Origin of the sequence: Pseudoalteromonas sp. SWN29, from assembly GCF_015864465.1 — a bacterium.
Classification (GTDB): Bacteria; Pseudomonadota; Gammaproteobacteria; order Enterobacterales; family Alteromonadaceae; genus Pseudoalteromonas.
In genome coordinates this window covers 39,105-58,661 of sequence record NZ_JADYXE010000006.1, presented here as the reverse complement: position 1 = coordinate 58,661, position 19,557 = coordinate 39,105, and the positions used below count along the sequence as shown (strand labels likewise).

19 protein-coding genes and 1 tRNA gene are annotated in these 19,557 nt (G+C 37.8%); 13 read left to right on the top strand and 7 right to left on the bottom strand.

Translation table 11 applies throughout. The features are described from left to right. Window positions 1-23 precede the first annotated feature (23 nt). Window positions 24-863: a 23S rRNA (adenine(2030)-N(6))-methyltransferase RlmJ gene (locus I6F53_RS03575; protein ID WP_166420434.1), complete on the bottom strand. Its 840-nt coding sequence runs from the start codon at window positions 861-863 to the stop codon at window positions 24-26. A gap of 238 nt (window positions 864-1,101) precedes the next feature. On the opposite strand from I6F53_RS03575, the gene I6F53_RS03570 reads away from it, so the two are divergent. The 8 genes from I6F53_RS03570 (at window position 1,102) to I6F53_RS03535 (ending at window position 6,835) form a co-directional block, all read left to right on the top strand. Next, window positions 1,102-1,332 carry a cell division protein ZapB gene (locus I6F53_RS03570; RefSeq protein ID WP_166420433.1) on the top strand — a complete coding sequence of 77 codons (231 nt, stop codon included), beginning with the start codon at window positions 1,102-1,104 and terminating at the stop codon, window positions 1,330-1,332. After that, a complete protein-coding gene (locus I6F53_RS03565; RefSeq protein WP_197238510.1) occupies window positions 1,332-1,637 on the top strand; it encodes a cell division protein ZapA in 306 nt (101 codons plus the stop codon). The genes I6F53_RS03570 and I6F53_RS03565 overlap by 1 nt, the downstream gene beginning before the upstream one ends. Before the next feature lie 63 nt (window positions 1,638-1,700). Then, window positions 1,701-2,720: an MBL fold metallo-hydrolase gene (locus I6F53_RS03560; RefSeq protein ID WP_197238509.1), complete on the top strand. Its 1,020-nt coding sequence runs from the start codon at window positions 1,701-1,703 to the stop codon at window positions 2,718-2,720. Window positions 2,721-2,775: 55 nt separating this feature from the next. After that, a complete protein-coding gene (locus I6F53_RS03555) occupies window positions 2,776-4,245 on the top strand; it encodes a LysM peptidoglycan-binding domain-containing protein (RefSeq protein ID WP_197238507.1) in 1,470 nt (489 codons plus the stop codon). Between the two features lie 66 nt (window positions 4,246-4,311). Beyond that, on the top strand, window positions 4,312-4,800 hold the full coding sequence (locus I6F53_RS03550; protein WP_007586440.1) for an FKBP-type peptidyl-prolyl cis-trans isomerase: 489 nt from the start codon (window positions 4,312-4,314) through the stop codon (window positions 4,798-4,800). A 21-nt stretch (window positions 4,801-4,821) separates the two neighbouring features. After that, window positions 4,822-5,550 carry an SDR family NAD(P)-dependent oxidoreductase gene (locus tag I6F53_RS03545; protein ID WP_197238506.1) on the top strand — a complete coding sequence of 243 codons (729 nt, stop codon included), beginning with the start codon at window positions 4,822-4,824 and terminating at the stop codon, window positions 5,548-5,550. 24 nt (window positions 5,551-5,574) lie between these two features. Next, the gene (locus I6F53_RS03540; RefSeq protein WP_197238505.1) at window positions 5,575-6,414 is read left to right on the top strand and encodes an amidohydrolase family protein; all 840 of its coding nucleotides are present in this window, start codon (window positions 5,575-5,577) and stop codon (window positions 6,412-6,414) included. Window positions 6,415-6,463: 49 nt separating this feature from the next. Further along, window positions 6,464-6,835, top strand: coding sequence for a hypothetical protein (locus tag I6F53_RS03535; protein ID WP_197238503.1), 372 nt, complete (start codon window positions 6,464-6,466; stop codon window positions 6,833-6,835). Window positions 6,836-6,924: 89 nt separating this feature from the next. Here the strand turns inward: I6F53_RS03535 and I6F53_RS03530 are convergent, their stop codons facing one another. The 4 genes from I6F53_RS03530 to I6F53_RS03515 all read right to left on the bottom strand — a co-directional run bounded on the left by I6F53_RS03530 (window position 6,925) and on the right by I6F53_RS03515 (window position 10,107). Beyond that, window positions 6,925-8,100, bottom strand: coding sequence for a mandelate racemase/muconate lactonizing enzyme family protein (locus I6F53_RS03530; protein ID WP_007375956.1), 1,176 nt, complete (start codon window positions 8,098-8,100; stop codon window positions 6,925-6,927). A gap of 26 nt (window positions 8,101-8,126) precedes the next feature. Continuing rightward, window positions 8,127-8,894 (bottom strand): class II aldolase/adducin family protein, encoded by a 768-nt coding sequence (locus I6F53_RS03525; protein ID WP_197238502.1) that lies wholly within the window; start codon window positions 8,892-8,894, stop codon window positions 8,127-8,129. A gap of 165 nt (window positions 8,895-9,059) precedes the next feature. Further along, the gene (locus tag I6F53_RS03520) at window positions 9,060-9,383 is read right to left on the bottom strand and encodes a c-type cytochrome (protein WP_197238501.1); all 324 of its coding nucleotides are present in this window, start codon (window positions 9,381-9,383) and stop codon (window positions 9,060-9,062) included. A gap of 184 nt (window positions 9,384-9,567) precedes the next feature. Then, the gene (locus tag I6F53_RS03515; protein WP_197178055.1) at window positions 9,568-10,107 is read right to left on the bottom strand and encodes a DUF2058 domain-containing protein; all 540 of its coding nucleotides are present in this window, start codon (window positions 10,105-10,107) and stop codon (window positions 9,568-9,570) included. A 198-nt stretch (window positions 10,108-10,305) separates the two neighbouring features. On the opposite strand from I6F53_RS03515, the gene I6F53_RS03510 reads away from it, so the two are divergent. Beyond that, the gene (locus I6F53_RS03510) at window positions 10,306-11,454 is read left to right on the top strand and encodes an MFS transporter (protein WP_197238500.1); all 1,149 of its coding nucleotides are present in this window, start codon (window positions 10,306-10,308) and stop codon (window positions 11,452-11,454) included. On the opposite strand, the gene I6F53_RS03505 is transcribed toward I6F53_RS03510, so the two are convergent. Together I6F53_RS03505 and I6F53_RS03500 are read right to left on the bottom strand one after the other, a co-directional pair. After that, entirely contained in the window at window positions 11,421-11,921 is a 501-nt protein-coding gene (locus I6F53_RS03505) for a prolyl-tRNA synthetase associated domain-containing protein (RefSeq protein WP_197178057.1), read from the bottom strand. The two genes, I6F53_RS03510 and I6F53_RS03505, sit on opposite strands and share 34 nt — an antisense overlap. A gap of 1 nt (window position 11,922) precedes the next feature. Next, window positions 11,923-12,318 (bottom strand): hypothetical protein, encoded by a 396-nt coding sequence (locus tag I6F53_RS03500; protein WP_197238499.1) that lies wholly within the window; start codon window positions 12,316-12,318, stop codon window positions 11,923-11,925. Window positions 12,319-12,487: 169 nt separating this feature from the next. Between I6F53_RS03500 and I6F53_RS03495 the strand changes: the two genes are divergently transcribed. The 4 genes from I6F53_RS03495 to I6F53_RS03480 all read left to right on the top strand — a co-directional run bounded on the left by I6F53_RS03495 (window position 12,488) and on the right by I6F53_RS03480 (window position 19,508). Continuing rightward, a tRNA-Ala gene (locus I6F53_RS03495) sits at window positions 12,488-12,563 on the top strand. 179 nt (window positions 12,564-12,742) lie between these two features. After that, window positions 12,743-14,005 carry an ABC transporter substrate-binding protein gene (locus I6F53_RS03490; protein ID WP_197238497.1) on the top strand — a complete coding sequence of 421 codons (1,263 nt, stop codon included), beginning with the start codon at window positions 12,743-12,745 and terminating at the stop codon, window positions 14,003-14,005. Beyond that, a complete protein-coding gene (locus I6F53_RS03485; protein WP_197238496.1) occupies window positions 14,005-17,241 on the top strand; it encodes an ATP-binding protein in 3,237 nt (1,078 codons plus the stop codon). The genes I6F53_RS03490 and I6F53_RS03485 overlap by 1 nt, the downstream gene beginning before the upstream one ends. A gap of 59 nt (window positions 17,242-17,300) precedes the next feature. After that, complete coding sequence (locus I6F53_RS03480) at window positions 17,301-19,508, top strand: two-component system response regulator (RefSeq protein WP_197238495.1); 2,208 nt, start codon at window positions 17,301-17,303, stop codon at window positions 19,506-19,508. The last annotated feature ends 49 nt before the right edge of the window (window positions 19,509-19,557 follow it).

Here is a 19,557-nt window from a genome sequence, read left to right as displayed (position 1 = left end):
CAGCGCTTTTATTTAATATTTAGCTATTCATTCACTAATTGTTCGCTACGATAAAAGCCGCTCGGCTTGCTTAATAAAGCCATAAGCTCTGGTAGCAATGCATCCATCGTTTGTTTTAGTTTCCATGGAGGATTAATTACAATCATGCCAGATGCTGTCATACCGTGTACATCGGTATCGGCTTCGGTGCCTAATTCAAATAACTGAATGTTGCGCATACCCGAATCAATTAAGCCCTGCTCCATATTATCAATACGCTCTCTGTCTACTACCGGATACCAAATCATGTAAGTACCAGTAGCGAAACGCTGATGAGCTTTAACTAAGGTTTTTACAACCGTTTCGTAGTCATCTTTAATTTCGTATGGAGGGTCAATTAATACACATGCCCTGCGAGATGCTGGTGGTAATAAACCAACTAAACCTGCGAAACCATCCTCGCCTCGCACCCGAATAGAGCGCTTACCTTGCATGTTTTCTTCAAGCAATAATAAATCGCGCGGATGCAGCTCAAAAAACCAGCCCTTATCTTGACGACGTAAAAAATGCTCTGCAATTTTTGGTGAACCCGGATAAAACGCAAGTTCGTCAGTGTCGTTAAATGACTTAATTAATTCAATGTACTCATTAAGTTCAGCATGCTCGCTTTTATGTTGCCAAAGCTTTTCAATACCATCTTGGTACTCTTGCGTTTTTTGCGCATCGGCAGCGGCAAGTTCAAAAAAGCCAGCACCTGAATGTGTGTCTATATAATCAAGCGGTTTATCTTTAATTGTTTGATAATTTAGTACTTGTGCCAGTACTAAATGTTTAAGTACATCGGCAGGATTACCCGCATGAAATGAGTGTCTGTAACTAAGCATTATTTATTTTCGCCATACGCAATTTAATATCGTAAGTGAACCATAAGCACTGGGCTTTGGCAACTTACACCAAGATAAGGGAGTGTTTAAGTGAACCATTTCTGAATGAAAAAGCTCATATGCTGAATTATCCCTTAACGTAGAAGAAAAATCAGCTAAAACCGCCATAAATGCTGGCAAATCAATACACTTTGCTTTACATTTGCATGACATTAATTACAGTTATATGAGCGCCTTTATGAATAACACTACTCTTCAACAACTCGAACAACTGATCGATTCTTTAATCGAACGTAATAACCAATTACAAACAGATGTTGCTACTTTAAAAGAACAAAATACTAAACTAAGCGATGATAACGAATTGCTACAGCTTGAAGCACTTGAAAATGAAGAAAAGCAGAAAGATGCCAGCACTACTTTATCTGGTCTTCTTGATAAGTTACAAAGCGCACAACAGGCTAGCTAATGTCTGAGCTGCAAAACCAGCGGGTCACTGTTGAGTTGCTAGGTAAAGAGCAGCAATTTGCTTGCCCCGAAGGGCAGGAAGATGCATTAATAGCAGCAGCTAAAAATCTAAATGACTTAGTTGAACAAATGAAACTACGTTCAACCGTTAGAAGCGATCAAAAAGCCCTACTACTGGCTGCATTAAACTTAAGCCACGAATTGCTAGAAGCAAAAACACAGGCTACAGCTGAACAACAGCATCAAGACCAATTGATTGATAAACTCAGTCAGCATTTGGCAAATGACCCCAAACACCAAAAATAAAAAGCGCATACTGCGCTTTTTGTTTATTATTAAAATAATTAAACACCAGCGTAGAGATAATAAATGAAGTTAAAACTTTCAAACATAGCCTCTTTATGTAAGCACTTACTATTGGAATGCACATTATTAATAGTACCTAGCACCTACGCTGCCGTCACTTGGAATACAATAAACCCTCATATTCAGTTTTTAAAGCAACAAGACAAGCTTCGCTTTTACGACTCCAATCAAGTATTAATTGAAGGCGAAAAATGTGCCCTGCTTGTTGATACAAGCGCCAATTTTGCCGCAGTTGAGCAACTTGCTGAAGATTTGAAAAGACGTCTTAAAACGCCTTTATGTTATTTAGTTGCCACGCACTACCATGATGATCACTTATTAGGCATGGCGGTTATGCAAAATTTTTATCCTGATGCCAAGCTCATTGTTCATCAGCAAGTAAATAAAAATTTTAACCTTTATCAAACAGCCTATACCGACAAGCTAGACACCTATGAAAAGAGCATTGAGCTAAGCTACCAACGATTAGCAAGCGTAGAAAAAGATGAACAAGCTAAATGGCGAAATAAGTTAGAACTTGCAAAAAAACGGCTTTTTCACTGGCAAGAGTATCAACTTAACGAACCTAAAATTACAATCGATAACCGTAAAACTATCGACCTTGGTGGTTTTGAGGTAACTATTGAACCTCAACAGGCACATACCAATGGCGATTTAACTATTACCACTAATAACGGCAGTGTGCTAATTGGTGGCGATATCGTTGACTGGCTTCCTTATCCTGGTCACGGCGAACTTAAAAGTTGGCAGGCGTTGCTCAAGCAATATATTAACGACGAAAAGCTCACTGTTATTTTACCTGGGCACGGCGGCGCATTAACAAAAGAGCAGCTAAAACAGCCTCTATCGTTTTTAACAACCATAACAGAGCACGTTAAAAACAATAAAGATCAAAGTATTGAGCAGTTAATGCTGTCGTTTCCTGAATCAGTTATTGAGCCTTATAAACAAGAAGCGCTTAATATAAAATCGAGCAACTTTTTTTTACAAGCAGGCCTAAATCGCGCAAAAAGCGAAGAATAACTCAACACAACGGATTGTGTTAAAATAATAAAAGGAATTTACAAAAGTGATCACTATGCGCAGTTTGGTTTTATGTTGTTTGGGTATTTTGTTATTTGGTTGTCAATCAACGGAGCAAGAACCACAAGAAGCTCCACAAATATTTACTCATTTTGAGCCTAACTACACTTATGAGCAGGATGATGAAGTAGCTCAAACGCCCCAAGTTAGTGAGCACGTTACGCCACTTCAATTCAAAAAAACAATCGTAAAAAAGCGCCCACCAAAAACTACCGATCTATGGGTACATATAGCCAACAATCTACACTTTACGGTTTATCAAAATCGCGCTTTAAAAAAGCGTATCAGCTGGTACGCAAAGCAACCTAACTACTTACAAACGGTGAGTAAACGCGCAGCGCCTTACTTGTATCACATCGTAAAAAAAATTGAGCAAAAGCAATTACCTATGGAGCTCGCTTTACTACCGTTTGTAGAAAGCGATTTTAGACCAACAATAGCCTCATCGCAGCAAGCGGTGGGAGTTTGGCAGCTCGTTGGTGCAACAGCGCATCATTTTGGTGTTAAGTCAGACCAATGGTATGACGGGCGCCAAGATGTACTTGCTTCAACCGATGCCGCACTTGATTACTTAAGCTACTTACATAAACGCTTTGATGGTAATTGGCTGCATGCTTTGGCCGCTTATAATAGTGGCGAGGGCCGGGTTAAACGTGCAATCGAAAAAAACAAAAAACGCGGTAAAAGCACCGATTACTGGTCACTCAGCCTTCCAAAAGAAACCGCCGACTACGTACCCAAGTTACTCGCTTTAAGCTATTTAGTTAAGCACCCACAAAAGGGCATTAAACGTCCAAAGCTTGCGTATAAGCCATTTACAACGCAGATGAACATAGGTCAACAATTCGACTTTTCAGTCATCGCTAAACTCTCTGGTATAGGTTCAAAGCAGTTACACGCGATTAATCAGGGATATTTAAAAAATCAAAGCTCACCTAACGGGCCGCATACTTTACTGCTTCCCATTGGGCAAGAGACATTATTAAAAAGTCAGTTTTTTAAATCAAACTTTGCTGGAGAGTATATCGTTAAACAAAACGACACGCTTTACGGTATCGCTAGACGTTTTAGAATGTCGGTAAAAGCGTTAAAACAACTTAATAATAAAAATAATAATTTAATAGGCGTTGGAGAAAAGTTATTAGTTGGACAACCTAAAACCCTGCCAAGCACATTAACAGTTGATTACAAAATTAGCCCTTATCTAGAACACCAAGAAATTGCGATTCCCACCATTGAAATAGATTACGAAGTTAAGCTGGGTGATAGCCTTTGGAGTATAAGCCAGCTATACAATGTACCTCATAGCGACTTGGCAAAATGGAATAAGCTTTCTGCATCAAGCATTTTAAAACCTGGCACTCAGTTAGTGCTATTTATACCTCAAGCCGAAAAGCAAAAAGCAGCACCAATAAAAAAAGATTTTCTGCTAAATTTACAAAAAACACTAAATCAGCCACGTTAAGTTTATAAACAAGTATATTTCGCGTAAAATTGCGCCCTAACATAGTTATTATTTGAAGAGACAAGCATGCAAATTAGCAAAAATTCAGCAGTTGAATTTCATTACACCCTTAGCGAAGCGGGCGAGCAAATTGAAAGTAGCACAAACGAAGCGCCACTTACTTACATTCATGGCAGCGAAGGCATGCTTCCTGGTTTAGAAAAAGCACTAGAAGGCAAAGAAGCGGGCGAGAAATTTAGCGTTACTCTTGAGCCAAGTGAATCTTACGGCGAACGTGTTGATGACCTAATTCAACGCATCCCATTAAAGCACTTACAAGGCGACGTTAAAGTATGGAAGCCAGGTATGACTGCAATGGTTAGCTCTAACCAAGGTCGTCATCAGGTAACTATTGTTAAGGTTGGTCGTTTTAACGCAGATTGTGATTTAAACCACCCATTTGCTGGTAAAACGCTAACGTTTGACGTTGAAGTTATATCGGTACGTGAAGCAACAAGTGAAGAAGTTTCTCACGGACACGTGCACGCTGAAGGCGGCTGTGGCCACTCTCACTAGTCAGCAATAAAGGAAGTAAGTATGTCTAAAGTTGCAGTCGTTACAGGTGGTACAAAAGGTATTGGCTTAGCCGTAGTAAAGCGTTTGCTAAACAATGGCTATGAAGTACATAACCTTGATATAGAGCTGAGCGAAATCGGTATATTTCATCAATGTGATGTAAGTGATGTATCCGCGGTACGCAACTGTATCAACGCTATCTGTGAACAAAGCCAACGTATTGATGTACTTGTTTCTAATGCTGGAAAACACTTAAGCGCAAATATAGAAAGCACCGACGAGCAAACTCTCGATGCACTTTTTGCGCTTAATGTAAAAGGCGCTTATGCCGCAATACAAAGCGTATTGCCAAGCATGAAAGCGCAAAATGGCGGCGCTATTATATTAGTCGCTTCCGATCAGGCAATTATAGGTAAGCAAAACTCTTTTGCGTATAACCTAACAAAACATGCCCTTGCCTCAATGGCTAAAACAACGGCGCTTGATTACGCGGGTTTTAATATTAGAGCAAATGCGGTGTGCCCTGGCACAATAGAAACCCCGCTTTTTCATAACGCAATAGATGCGTATTGCAAAAAGAGTGGCGCAAACAAAGCTGAAATAGTTGCCGAGGAAGCAAGTCTTCAACCGCTTAACCGATTAGGTCAAGCCGATGAAGTTGCTGCCCTTGTAAGCTTTTTAGCAAGTGATGATGCCAGCTTTATTACTGGCAGCCTACAAAGTATTGATGGTGGTTATACAGCGCAATGAATACCGCCCAATGAGTAATGTGCAATGAGCCTAAAAATTATTGACCCACACGTCCACTTTTTAAATTTAGCAGAAGGTCAATACTCATGGCTACAAGGTGCTAACCCACCAGCATGGCCAAATTTAGACAAAATAAAACAGCCAGTAAGTGCAGAGCAACTTGTTAAAAGCACCGACTTTGAACTTGCAGGCCTTGTACATATAGAAGCAGGGTTTGATAACACCTCCCCTATTAACGAGCTAAACTGGCTAAGCTCACATTTAAAAAACCTGCCTTTTAAAGCCATTAGTTACAATCAAATTGACTCACCCGCAGATCAATTTACACATTGCTTAAAAGCTTTAGCACATTCAAATTTATGTGGCATTAGGGATATAACCGAAGGTAGTGATGCAAAGCGTTTATTAGATGCTAATAGCTTTAAAAACCTAATTACATTATCAAATACACAACTTCATTTTGAAGCGCAGTTTGATATTGAAAATAGCGAAATAACCAAACAAGTGGCTTACTACGCAAAGCAACTACCGCAACTTCAAATTATAATTAATCATGCAGGACTGCCAAGTAATTTAAATACTTGGCAACAAGGTGTTGAGTTACTTGCTCAGCATGACAATATTGCAATTAAATTTTCTGGCTTTGAATTACTTAAGCTCACCTGCGAGCAACAAGCAGCGTGTTTTAATTTTATTTTTAATCACTTTGGCCAGCAACGTATTATGTTTGCTAGTAACTTCCCTGTGTGCCAAATAAACACAAGCTACAACAACCTTTGGCATAATTATAAAGCTATATGTTCAAGCAATAAGATATGGCACAACCTCAGCTATACAAACGCTAAGCACTACTACCAAGTGTAAGTAAAACTAGTTATATTAAACTCTCTTTTTATGATAATACGGCCAATTTATGAAAATGTACTTTTTACTAATCGTTGTATTTTCAACGCTTCTTCTCAATGGCTGCATATCTCAAAATCCAGACCCGACACCTAAGCTGCAACATGCTCTACTGGCAAAGCCAAATAAAACAGCGGTTAGCAATGCAATTAAAACACTTGTACATATGCAAGAGACTCAATTAGCTGATGATGTATTTACTACCAGCAGCACAGTAACCCTTAGCAATGTAGATGGTAATAATATTATCGACACGCAAAGCCGCAATACACCCGATCAGTTTGAATTGATGATTAAAGGCAAGCAATGCTATATACGCCACCTTGATAGTAAAGCAACTATTGAACTTAAAGACGTGGAATGTAAAATCAACGAGTTATAACAAGCTTTACCTCCCCCAAAACAAGTAAAAGCCGGTAAGTGACTAATCACTTACCGGCTTTTTATATAACCTAAACTCAGATTAAAAAGTTACTTAATTTCTACACGTTGAGAGCGCATAACAATCTCATCGTTTAACTCAATACCCAACCCTGGCTCTTCTGACACTTCAAAGAAGCCATTTTTAGGTTGTGGGTCTTGTAAACATAACTCGCGGTTCCACTTTTTAATCGCATAAGTATGATGCTCATGAATCAAAAAGTTAGGAATAGCCGTTTCTAAGTGCAGTGATGCAGCTGTTGCAACTGGCCCGCCACATACGTGAGCTTGAATACGCACATCAAAAATATCAGCGTAATCACACACTTTTTTGGTTTCGGTAAAACCACCACATAAACCAATATCTGGTTGTAGAACATCAATACTTTGATCTTCTAAATACGGACGTACACCCCAGCGATTATACAAACGTTCACCACCAGCAATTGGCACATTAACTTTATCTGCTACTTTTGCGTGTAATGAGTGGTTTAAGTAGTTAACTGGCTCTTCAAAGTACATACAGTCAAATTCTTCTGCAATTTCACCTAACTGAATGGCTGTTGTCACACCTGGCAAACTGTGGCATTCAAAAATAATGTCTACTTCGTCGCCTACTGCTTCGCGAATAGCTTGCATGCGTGCACGGTATAGTTTCATTTCAGTACGTGAGATTATTTTTGTACGGTCGTAATAAGTATTACCGTCCTTATCGTACTGAATTGGATCTACTTTTACTGCATCGTAACCTTCGGCCATAGCCTTTAAGGCAGCTTCTGCATATTCTTGCGGTTGTACTAGCGCTTTAAATTCACTATCCCAGTCAAACTGTAATTGCGATGCGTAGGTACGTAGTTTGTCGTTAACTTTACCGCCTAACAATTGATATACAGGTAAACCAAGCGCTTTACCTTTAATATCCCAAAGCGCGGTATCTATTGCACTCATTGCTGCGTATACAACAGGTCCGCCGCCTAAGCCCCAAAAGCTTTCACGTAACATACGAGACCATAGTTTTTCTGTTTGAAATGGGTCGTGGCCGATTAAAAAGGCGTCGGCCATTTCCTTAATCATAGCCGCTGCAGCACTGTGACCTAAATCATATGCAAGGCCCGCTTCGCCAACACCACTAATGCCTTCATCAGTATGAATACGAACAAAAACAGGTGTCCAAGAAGGTCTATCAGGACAGTGAATATCAAATACTTCAACGCGATTTACTTTCATTAAAATTCCTTATTAACCACTACGGGTTATTTTGCAAAACTAGGGTCAAGTCGATACGCTTTACGTAACATAGCAGGCCACGCAAGTTGCCCGCCAGTACTACCACTGTGTACTACGTTTGCTTGATTATAAATATTGTCGATTATAGGCTGCGGCACTTCAATAACTTCTTGCGAACTTGCTTGCAGTGCTAATTGTATTTCGCACGCGCGTTGTAAATCATAAAAACGCATAAACGCATCACCCACAGTTGGGCCTACTGTTAAGCCACCGTGGTTTACCAATAACATATGGTTAGTGCTGCCCAAATCGTCTTGCAGCACTTTTCTCTCATCGTCGTTTACTGCAAGCCCTTCGTAGCCATGATAAGAAAGCGATGGCAGTGAAAACATTGAATACTGGCTAAGCGGTAATAAACCATTCTTTTGTGTAGCTACAGCGATTGTTTCTTTAGTATGAAGGTGAATAACACAATGCGCGTCTTCGCGTACCTCATGAATCGCACTGTGAATAGTAAAGCCAGCAGGGTTAATACTAAATGGCGTATCGTCAATAATGTTACCGTCTAAGTCGACCTTTACTAAATTAGACGCAGTTACTTCATCAAAGGTTAAACCAAAGGCATTTACTAGGTAGTGATCGGTGCCAGGCAAACGTGCTGATAAATGCGTATAGATCAAATCCCCCCAACGAAAGTGCTCTACCAGTCTGTAACACGCAGCTAAATCAATACGCAGTTGCCACTCTTGTGCTGATACTTTGTTTTTTAAATCGAGTTTGGGTAAATCAAACATAATAAGCCTTTTAAAAACGTACATTATTAACCTGTACGAACAGATGTTTAGAAGTCTAAAGCAGTCTCTATTTTATAGCAAACACCAAACAAAACAGCCACACTATTGTGTGGCTGTTTATAAAACTAAAATACCAATTGCATTAAAATGGTATAACTGCGTAAATTATTTTACGTTAGCTAGATAATCTGCAATTGCTTCAAACTCTTCATCAGTTACCGTTGCAACCATTGCTTTCATTGCCATAGTCATACCGTTATTACGTGCACCTGATTTAATGTCTTTCATTTGCGCTACTAAGTAGTCTTTGTTTTGACCACTTAGTTTAGGGTACATTCCCATAATTGGTGCTTTACCTTCAGCGCCATGACAGGTTTGACAATTTTTAGCGGTATAAAGTGTAGCGCCATCGGCAGCAGCTGCATTAAACGACAAACTTGCGGCTAAAGTAATGCCCGCGCCTAATAGTAGTGTTTTCATCTTGCTCATTGTATTTACTCTTCTTTTTTGACGGTTAGAAAAAACTGTTCTATTGATTGTAGTAAACAATCAAATAAAAAGCATACGTACGAAACGACGCTAGACGATCAACTTAACCAAAAACCGCTAACTCGTTTCTATCTCATTTTTATATACTTTAGCAAATAAAAATGAGCTTGCCCTTAATAGACTGTTACCACACTATATCATCTGGTACTTCAAAGTCTGCGTATGGGTCATCTTCATCTTTTGGTTTGTTTTCAGGCTCCACATGAAAAACAATATACTTTTCGTCAACTTCAGCCACTTTGCGTGCTGGTTCGTCGTCTAATACGTAAAATTGCCCTTCTAGTACACAAATAGCTAAACGACCGCCCGATAACGCTTTTTGCGTTTTCTCGTTCACGTCTAGGTTTTTTACTTTGTTTTGATAAGTAAAATTAAATGTGCGCTCACCACGAATAGCGTCTTGATTGTGGTGCTCTAAAATTTGTTTAACACGCGCTTCTTGCTCGCGTTGCTTTAAGCTCACTTGGCGTGTTTGGTTAAGCTCTTCAGCTTTTTTTTGCTGCTCTAGCTTGGTTTGTTGTATATGCTTTTGCAGATCACTTGGGTTACTAGTAGCCCCTTTCTTTTGCTTTTTTTGTTGCTTACGCTTTTCTGATTTAGCAACTTTAGCATTATGCGATGTTGTTAATCCTGCTTGAAGCAATTGGTCTTGTAATGAACCCATGGCTTTGTTCCACTAAAAACTAATATTAGGGTTATTTTAATCACCAACGAGTTCAAATAACAGCGCTATCGACATTAATCTAACAAACTAATTAAAACAATCCATGATATGACGCAAAGAGCATGGTTTTAATTATCAATTAAAAACAATTTTTAATTCAATGTCACGTAACCAATCAGCAAATGTATAAGCCATATAATGCGTTTACCTCATCTACTCATTTGCTCGGTATTTATATTTTTTGTACTTTATGCACCACAACCTCTACTTAGCCTTTTTGCAAGCGAATTTAATGTAGCCCCTGCAGTAGCTGGCAGCTTAATGACTGCAACTATGTTGCCCTTAGCCATTGCCCCGCTCGTCTATGGTTTGTTTTTGGCAAAAAGAAATCCATTACTAATATTACGTATTGCAATGGTGTTTTTAGGCCTTAGCTGCTTACTTTTTATATATGTACCTAGCTTTGAGCTTTTGCTATTAGTTAGATTTTTACAAGGCCTAACGCTTCCAGCAGCCTTAACTGCAATGACTAGTTATATAGGCATGAGTTATAGCGCTGATACACTTCAAAAAAATATGACCCTATATATTGGTAGCAGTATAGTTGGAGGCTACTTTGGCCGTGTCCTCGCGGCTTTATTTAGCGATTTATGGAATTGGCAGAGCTTTTACTACGTTATTGCTTTTATGCTTATTTTTTTAGCTTTAACAATCAAACATTCTCAATTTTCGAACCCAGCAACAAAGTCTCAGCTTTCGCCACTTAACTACATTAAACAACTTAAAGAAGGCGCTGTACTTAAAGTGTACGGTGCCGTTTTTTGTATGTTTTTTTGCTTTGCTGCACTACTTAATTACTTACCGTTTATATTGCAAAATACGTTTTTAATAACAAATACTCGCGACATAGGTTTAGTTTACAGTGGCTATTTAATTGGGGCTCTAGCCTCGATTGCCGCGCCTTGGTTACTTAAAAAAGCCCCTTCTCCTTGGCATTTATTAACTGCAGTCTTTAGTTTTTATAGCGTGAGTATTATTTTACTAATGAGCCACCAGCTCAGCTTATTTTTAATCGCATTTACTTTGTTTTGTGGTGCAATGTTTGTGATTCACTCAACCGCAGCGCCGCTCGTTAATAAAATAAGCAAAGCACCACCCAGTGTGACCAATGGCGGGTATGTATCGTTTTATTACAGTGGTGGAGCGCTTGGCTCGTTATTACCCGGTGTGGTGTACCAACATCATGGGCAAACAGCGTTTATGTTTACGCTGCTTGCTGTTTGCTTATGTGGTTTATTGCTAATTTTGTGGGCTTACTTAGAAGGCAGAAATACAACGCGTGGCTGATGTTTTGTGTGATTAAAAAATGTGTTTAAGTCAGCTTTACTAAGTAACCATGTTTGGGTGTTCTCAAACGGATGACAATGAAACAACTCTCCATGCCAAATCTCTTGATCAACCCATAAGCTTACTTCGTTTTGCTTATCATTTAAAAGAGCCAACATTGATACACACCCAGGCGCTACCTTTAAATACTTAGCTAAACGCTCACTTGAAGCAAATCCTAAACGTGAAAGTCCTTGCTGCTTTGACAATGTCTTTAAGTCGAGTTGCTTATCGTGTGCTGTAATAACTAAAAAGTGTCGCTTACCTTCGTTATCACGCAAAAATAGGTTTTTAAGACGCGTACCCGGGCGTTCAACCATAAACTCATCAGCCGCTAAGCTCGTGTGTAGCGGTGGATGTTCTATCACATCGTAATTAATACTTAGCTGCGCTAAAAGCTCTGCTAACTTGCTTTTATCAGCCAACATATTACAAACAACGCCCTCTTAATTGTACGCTTAGGTCTCGCCATAAAACTTCACTTACTTCGTGTTTATTATCGCAATACTGGCGCTCTTTTAACTCTTGGTTTAATAACTCAACAGCTTGATCTTCTAACTGCAGTTTTAGCACACTTGACTCTTCAAAATGCTCTTGCTCAATATACTGCTTAACTTCACCACGGCTTGGTCTGTTGTTAGGACCACGGTCTAGGTTAAAGTTTTCACGATTTTTAGCTTTTACCGAAACAACATAAGCAAAAAGTTTATTGCCTTGCTCATCTTGCCTTTCGTGAAACTGTTTATTATTTATTTCAAAAGGAGGACTGTCATTTGAGGCACAACCAGCGAGTAAAACCATAAGCGCTAGAACACATTTTTTCATTGTTTTTTATCGTTTTAGTTTTGAATTAAGCCGAGTCTAACAAAAATTGACGTAAACAGTGAAAATTTACGAAAAAATACTTGACCAAATTTATAAAAAAACTTAAAGTTCGTCCCGCTTGGAACTCAGCAGCCAAGCAGTTACATTATTATATGTAACTTAGGAATGTGGGGCTATAGCTCAGCTGGGAGAGCGCCTGCCTTGCACGCAGGAGGTCAGCAGTTCGATCCTGCTTAGCTCCACCACTTTCCTACTCCTTTTCAAATTCGCTCTACTCTTCTATTTTTTCATTGTTTTTATTATTTTTTGACACCCTACTATTCTAATTTTTCATTCTATATAATTTTAAATTTATCCATTCAACTTGTGTCTTTACAAGTTCTTAGCTATACATAATGTCACACATTAGTACTTTAGGCTTAACATGGACAACCCTAAGCGTTCAACGCTAAAAAAGCTAGCTGCAATAGGTTTAACAGCTGGTGCAATAACACATGCGCCTTATGTTTTTGCCCGAAAAAAAGTGACGTTAAGAGTGCTTGGTACTCATGTAACACTCCAAGAAGCTATTCGCAAACAAGCGATGAGCGACCTAGGTATTAATATTGAATTTACCCCCGCAGGTAGCGCTGCTGTTTTGCAAAAGGCATCAATGGACCCTAGCTCCTTTGATTTATACGAACAATGGTCAAACAGCATTAATGTGCTTTGGGATGCAGGTTCTATACAGCCAATAGAAAAAAAACGACTCACCTACTTTAACGAAATAAACCCACTGACTAAAACGGGAAAACTAACCGAAACTGCAAGTATTGGTGCAGGTGATGCCCCTTACAAACTATTAAATGTTCAACCTGATGGGACATTAAGCGCACAAGAAAGCGATCATATTAGCTTTTTACCTTATGTGCATAATGTTGACTCTTTTGGTTACAACACCGATTTTATTAAGCCCGGTATAGCATACGAAACAGAAAGCTGGAGTTGGCTGCTTGATGACGAGAACAGAGGCAAAGTAGCTATTGTAAATGCGCCTACCATTGGGTTATTTGACCTAGCCCTAGCAGCACAAAGTAAAGGGCTTATAAAATTTAACGATATAGGTGCAATAACCCGCCCAGAACTTGATAGATTGTTTAGCATATTACTCGACTTTAAACGCCAAGGTCACTTTAGCGGCTATTGGAACTCAGTTCCCGAGTCAATTGAGTTTATGAAAAGTAAACGTGCCCATATAGAAAGTATGTTTTCGCCTGCGGTTTCAGCCTTAAACAGCCAAAACGTTAATGTACGCTTTGCTGCACCAAAAGAAGGGTACAGAGGCTGGCATGGTGTTATGTGCTTATCATCACAAACACAAAATAGCGTAAAAGATGCAGCTTACGATTATATGAACTGGTGGCTTTCGGGCTGGCCAGGCGCATTTATCGCTCGCCAAGGTTATTACATTAGTAATCCACAACGCTCTAAACTACTACTATCTCCGGCTGAATGGGATTACTGGTACGATGGAAAAGTAACAAACGTAGATTTATTAAATACCAATGGCGAAGTAGCAGTAAAAGCGGGAGAGCAGCGTAATGGCGGTAGTTACCATAAACGCTTTAGCAATGTAGCAGTATGGAATACAGTTATGCCAACCTATGACTACAGCTTGCAAAAATGGTATGAGTTGATTAGCCGATAATGATAATAAATTCTATTAAATCAAAAATAATTTTAGCCTTATGCTTACTTGTTGGGCTACTCCTTTTGCAAAGTTACCTATTTAACTATTCGCAAAACGCTTTACTTAGCTTACAACAATCTCAGCATAATGCGCTAATTCAAAGCGAGGCAGTAACGCATTTAGAAAACGACATAATCTCTTTGCAAGGGCATGCGGTTTCATTTATTGACCATGCAAACGAAAATACGATTACCAAATTTAATTTTTATTTAAATAAGGCAAATCTGAATCTTGAACAACTAAAAACAAGCACCTTAAACCACGCACCAGAACACAGTAACTCATTAATTCGCCTTGGCGAGTATTTAAATAGTTATCAAGATACATTTGGCCAAGTTGTCATAAACAGAAAGAAACGTGAACATCTTTACACTACTCAATTTAAACAACCTATTGATGACCTACAAGTAACAATTAGTGATTTAGAAGAGTCTTCAAACAATAGCAATAAAGTTATTTTTAACGATGTTTTACTTACAATTAGTAATTTAAAACACGCAGCGGTAAGTTACCTCTATAAGCCTAATTTTGATGAAGCACAAAATGTTAAACAAAACTTAGACCACTTATATAAAAAGCTAACGAGCACCTCGATAATTAATGAATCATTTTCTAATAAAGCAGTAAATTTAAAACAAGCTTACAACCAATTTGTACTGCTTACCCGCAGCTACACTTTTTCTGTAAATGTAGTTTTAACAGGTATAGAAAACGAATTACTATACTTAACAAATGAAATTAAAAAGATAGAAAAAAACAAACTAGCTAAAACTGAAGACAAGCTAAGTAATCACTTAACTACAAATACAGAACAGGCGAATATATTTGCCGCTTTAATTATGTTAATCGTTTTATTTTTAAGCTATTTTATTTTTAGATCGGTTATAAAACCGATTACTCAACTCACTTTATTACTTAAAGATATGAATAACGAAAAGCCCGTAACTATTTCTAATTACAGCCAAAATCAAACTGAAATAGCATCGGTAATAAAAGCAGCTAATGCTTTATATCTAAAAAATAAGCAAACCAAAGAGCTACTTAACGAAACTCGTGTATTAAATTCTCAAATGGAGGCAATGAATGCCGACCTGACGAGTGCTATGCAGCAAACCGATAAGGCCAATAAAACAAAAATAGATTTTGTAGCTAACATGAGCCATGAGCTTCGCACTCCAATGAATGGTATATTAGGCATGCTGCAACTTTTACAAAGTAGCGAACTTCCTTCAAAACAAAAGCACTATGCAGATAAAGCCTTTTCAAGCGCTCAAAACCTATTACAAATCTTAAATAATATTTTAGATTTCTCTAAGCTAGAATCTGACAAAGTTCAGTTAGAGCAAATCCCGTTTACCTTACATACTATTGTTTCCAACGTTCAAAATTTGTTTTCAACTAATGCAAAACAAAAAGGCTTAGGATTAAACTTTATTTTACATGTAGATGCGGGCCTTGAACTTATTGGCGATCCCATGCACCTAAACCAAATAATTAATAATTGTGTAGGCAATGCAATTAAATTTACAGAGCATGGTGAAGTATCATTAATTATAGAAGCAACATCTCAACACGAAAAAACAATAAACCTACGCTTTAGTATAAAAGATACCGGAATTGGAATGACGGAAGATCAATCAAAAATTATATTTCAGTCTTTCTCACAAGGTGATTCGAGCACAACAAGGAAGTACGGCGGTACCGGTTTAGGACTCACTATAAGCAAACAATTAGCTAAACTGCTTGGCGGAGATATTCAAGTAAGAAGCACGATTAATCAAGGTAGCGAGTTTTTCTTTACTCTACCCTTTACCTTATCTGAGCAGCAAAAACTTAAAAAACATGCCCTATTAATTAGCCCCGATAATGAGCAAATTAAAAAATTAATGGACTTGCTAAGTAATATAAATATAACAACAGAAACAACACAAGAACCATTAAGGGCCATTGCTAAAATGTCTCAGCCCAATAGTCCATTTAGTATTGTAATAATGTCGATAGAGAAAAAAGAGCTCAACGATAACTTTATTTTACAGCAACTGTACGCTAAAAATAAAAACGCTAATGAAAAACTGACGCTTATTTTGTTAATTACCGATGAAGAGTTCCCTGAACCAATTGCAAAAAATGAAAATATAGACATTATCATTATTGGTAATAAAAATAGCGAAGTAGAAGTATTAAGAAAGCTTTCACCTAGTAACTTTAAAGAAAAGCTATTGAAACCTCATCCTAAATTTTCTGGATTTAATGCACTGGTTGTTGATGACAATAAAATTAATCAAGAAATAGCCTCAGCTCTTTTAGCTAGATTAGATATGACTGTAATCATTGCTGATAATGGACATGATGCATTAGATAAAGTAGAGATAAATGACATCGATATTATTTTTATGGATGTTCAAATGCCAGTTATGGATGGGCTAGAGGCAACAAGAATATTAAGAGAGCGAGGCTACAAAACCCCAATAATTGCAATTACTGCCGCTGCCGATCCTAGTGATAGAAAAGCAGCGTTTAGAGCGGGTATGGATGACTTTTTAGTCAAGCCAATTATTTTTGATGCGCTTTACAAAAGTATAGAAAAGCACCTACAAAGTAGCGAACCACTAAGTACTATAAATCTCCCATTAGCAAAAGAAAACTTAGAGAATAATGACGAATTATTAGTGAAATTATTTACTCAATTCGTCAACGATTACAATGACTTTTCGATTAAAGCTGATATATTAATCAAAAATGAAGAGTTCGAAAGCCTAACTCGACTCGTGCATACACTTAAAGGGTTAGCTGGTACATTAGGTTTGGAACTACTGGAACAAAGTACCCAAAGTACCCAAAGTACCCAAAGTATTGAGAAGAAATTAATTGATGGAAAAAGCATTAAATTATCCAACTTTACTGATCAATTAACACTCACGCTTTTTGCTATAAAACAGTTTTTAGTAGCTGAAAACCTAAAAAAAGAGCATATACAATTACAAGAACTAGGAAGTGAAGATTCAGTTATTGATGATATATATTCATTAGCATTAACGGCTCGTCCAATACCTAGTAGTTTGATTAGGCAATTAGACAGAAATAAGTACGATCGAGACCATCCTTTATTTAAGCTCAAAGAAGCTATCGATCATTTTAACTACGCGTTAGTAATTGAGCTAGTTGATAACTATAGAAACGATAATAAAAATTAGGCATAACCACCAACCTGAACTAGATTTAATGTTGCAAAGAACGCAAAGAAGGATAGATAGTGCATTCAAATTATCTCGCAAATGGCAATGGATTAACTGCAGAGCAAAAGCAAAAACCTTTAATTCTTATTGTTGATGACGAACCTAGTAATTTACACGTATTAGTTGAAGGACTTTTAACTGATTATGACGTACGTATTTCTACAAGTGGTGAACAAGCCCTCGTATTTGTTGAGTCAACACGTCCAGATTTAATTTTGCTCGATATAATGATGCCGGGCATGGATGGCTATGAAGTATGTAATATACTTAAAGCTAAACAGAACACGAAAGGGATCCCTGTCATATTTGTAACAGCGCTTACCGAAGAGGAGTCTGAAGAAAAAGGCTTTGCCATGGGCGCAATTGATTACATACATAAGCCTTATAAATTAGCACTCGTTAGAGCGCGTATTCGTACCCACATTACAGCACAAGGCATGCTAGATAGGTTAATAGAAAAAAACTTTGATCTGCACGATAAACTCCTCGAAATAGAATCGCTTGCATTAGAATTAAGTGAGCGTGAAGAAGAACTCAAACAGCTTTCTTCAAAACAAAAATTATTTTATCAAGCTTTAACGGGCACTGCAGATGGCGTTGTTATTACAGACAATGATGGCAAAATAATTGCTGTAAATCCCTCTTTTTGTCGTATTACAGGTTACTGTGAAGCTGATTCGCTGCAAATGCAGTTGCACGATGTAAAACAAAATAATCATCCAAGTATTAGCTTTGATCAAGTTTGGCATCATGCAAATAGAGCGGGTTACTGGAGTGGTGAGCTGGTAACAAGACGAAAAAATGGCGAGCTTTATCCCGAATTACTAACTCTCAGTATGGTTAAAGGCGATCAAGATACAAACGTACATTACATTGGTGTATTTAGCGATATATCTAGCTTAAAAGTCACTCAAGAACGAATAGATTACCTAACATGGCATGATGAACTTACAGGCCTACCTAATCGAAATGGATTTTTAAAACAATTAGAACAACAACTCCAAGTCTGCACCTCTGAAAAAAATTACGCTTATATTTACATTATTGATATAGATAGCTTCCACTCAATTAACGATGGTTTAGGCTTACTTGCCGGCGATAAAATACTAAAAGAGCTTACTAAGCGTGTTCATTCCCATCTTGATAAAAAAGATATTATTGCTCGTTTAGGCAGTGATGAATTTGCAGTATTGTGTACACTTGATAAAGGTATAGGCCGAACTAGAGCTCAAATAGTTGCCCAGAGAAAAGCACAAGAGTTATTAATTGCCGTAAATCAGCCTTTCTTTGTTGATGAACAAGAAATAAGTTTAACTGTGAGCATTGGCACGTATATTTTCCCTCGAGAAGATCAATGGGAAAGTGCTATAGAAACAATTAGAAACTGCGAAGCTGCTTGTTACAAAGCAAAAGAGAAAGGGGGTAACAGAATTACCTTTTTTGATACCTCATTTGGCGAGCAAGCAAAGCGTCGTTTTGAAATTGAGCAAGATTTACGCAAAGCAATTACGCAAAATGAACTTTCCCTTTATCTACAATCTCAATTTGACAGAAATCATAAACTTAAAGGTGCTGAGGTTTTATTACGGTGGGAACATCCTCAAAAAGGGTTTATTAGCCCAGGGGAGTTTATATCGATCGCTGAAGAGTCTGATATTATTTATGATTTGGATTGCTGGGTCAGCTCAAACGCTCTAAAAATCTTAACGCAGATTAGTAAAACACACCCTGATTTAAACTTATCTATAAATATAAGTGGACGCCACTTTCATGAGCCACGCTTTTTAGACTTCATCAGCAATAAAATAGAACAATATGGGATTAATCCTCAACAGCTGACTATTGAAATTATTGAAGGGACTTTACTTAATCATATGGAAGCAGCCATTAGCGCTGTCCATCGTCTTAAAAAGTTAGGTGTAAGAGTATCAATTGATGACTTTGGTACTGGATATTCGAGCTTAACTTACCTAAAACAATTACCAATACAAGAACTAAAAATAGACCGTTCTTTTGTTTTAGAAGCACCTACCGATAATAATGATAAATTAATTATTGATATGATTGTAAACTTAGGCCGTGTATTTGAACTCGAAATAGTGGCTGAAGGTGTGGAAAATCAATCTCACTTTGATTTATTTAAAGAATACCCTGAAGTAATATTACAAGGCTACCATTTGCATAAACCTGAACCTGCAAATGACTGGCTTGATAAATTAAATTAAATTAATTACAGAGTAGTCTGAAAAAACAAAAAGCCGAGTATTTCCATAC

Bases quoted from the DNA above. Each gene is read 5' to 3' on its own strand.
- I6F53_RS03575 (WP_166420434.1), bottom strand. From the start codon at position 863: ATGCTTAGTTACAGACACTCATTTCATGCGGGTAATCCTGCCGATGTA.
- I6F53_RS03570 (WP_166420433.1), top strand. From the start codon at position 1,102: ATGAATAACACTACTCTTCAACAACTCGAACAACTGATCGATTCTTTA.
- I6F53_RS03565 (WP_197238510.1), top strand. From the start codon at position 1,332: ATGTCTGAGCTGCAAAACCAGCGGGTCACTGTTGAGTTGCTAGGTAAA.
- I6F53_RS03560 (WP_197238509.1), top strand. From the start codon at position 1,701: ATGAAGTTAAAACTTTCAAACATAGCCTCTTTATGTAAGCACTTACTA.
- I6F53_RS03555 (WP_197238507.1), top strand. From the start codon at position 2,776: ATGCGCAGTTTGGTTTTATGTTGTTTGGGTATTTTGTTATTTGGTTGT.
- I6F53_RS03550 (WP_007586440.1), top strand. From the start codon at position 4,312: ATGCAAATTAGCAAAAATTCAGCAGTTGAATTTCATTACACCCTTAGC.
- I6F53_RS03545 (WP_197238506.1), top strand. From the start codon at position 4,822: ATGTCTAAAGTTGCAGTCGTTACAGGTGGTACAAAAGGTATTGGCTTA.
- I6F53_RS03540 (WP_197238505.1), top strand. From the start codon at position 5,575: ATGAGCCTAAAAATTATTGACCCACACGTCCACTTTTTAAATTTAGCA.
- I6F53_RS03535 (WP_197238503.1), top strand. From the start codon at position 6,464: ATGAAAATGTACTTTTTACTAATCGTTGTATTTTCAACGCTTCTTCTC.
- I6F53_RS03530 (WP_007375956.1), bottom strand. From the start codon at position 8,100: ATGAAAGTAAATCGCGTTGAAGTATTTGATATTCACTGTCCTGATAGA.
- I6F53_RS03525 (WP_197238502.1), bottom strand. From the start codon at position 8,894: ATGTTTGATTTACCCAAACTCGATTTAAAAAACAAAGTATCAGCACAA.
- I6F53_RS03520 (WP_197238501.1), bottom strand. From the start codon at position 9,383: ATGAGCAAGATGAAAACACTACTATTAGGCGCGGGCATTACTTTAGCC.
- I6F53_RS03515 (WP_197178055.1), bottom strand. From the start codon at position 10,107: ATGGGTTCATTACAAGACCAATTGCTTCAAGCAGGATTAACAACATCG.
- I6F53_RS03510 (WP_197238500.1), top strand. From the start codon at position 10,306: ATGCGTTTACCTCATCTACTCATTTGCTCGGTATTTATATTTTTTGTA.
- I6F53_RS03505 (WP_197178057.1), bottom strand. From the start codon at position 11,921: ATGTTGGCTGATAAAAGCAAGTTAGCAGAGCTTTTAGCGCAGCTAAGT.
- I6F53_RS03500 (WP_197238499.1), bottom strand. From the start codon at position 12,318: ATGAAAAAATGTGTTCTAGCGCTTATGGTTTTACTCGCTGGTTGTGCC.
- I6F53_RS03490 (WP_197238497.1), top strand. From the start codon at position 12,743: ATGGACAACCCTAAGCGTTCAACGCTAAAAAAGCTAGCTGCAATAGGT.
- I6F53_RS03485 (WP_197238496.1), top strand. From the start codon at position 14,005: ATGATAATAAATTCTATTAAATCAAAAATAATTTTAGCCTTATGCTTA.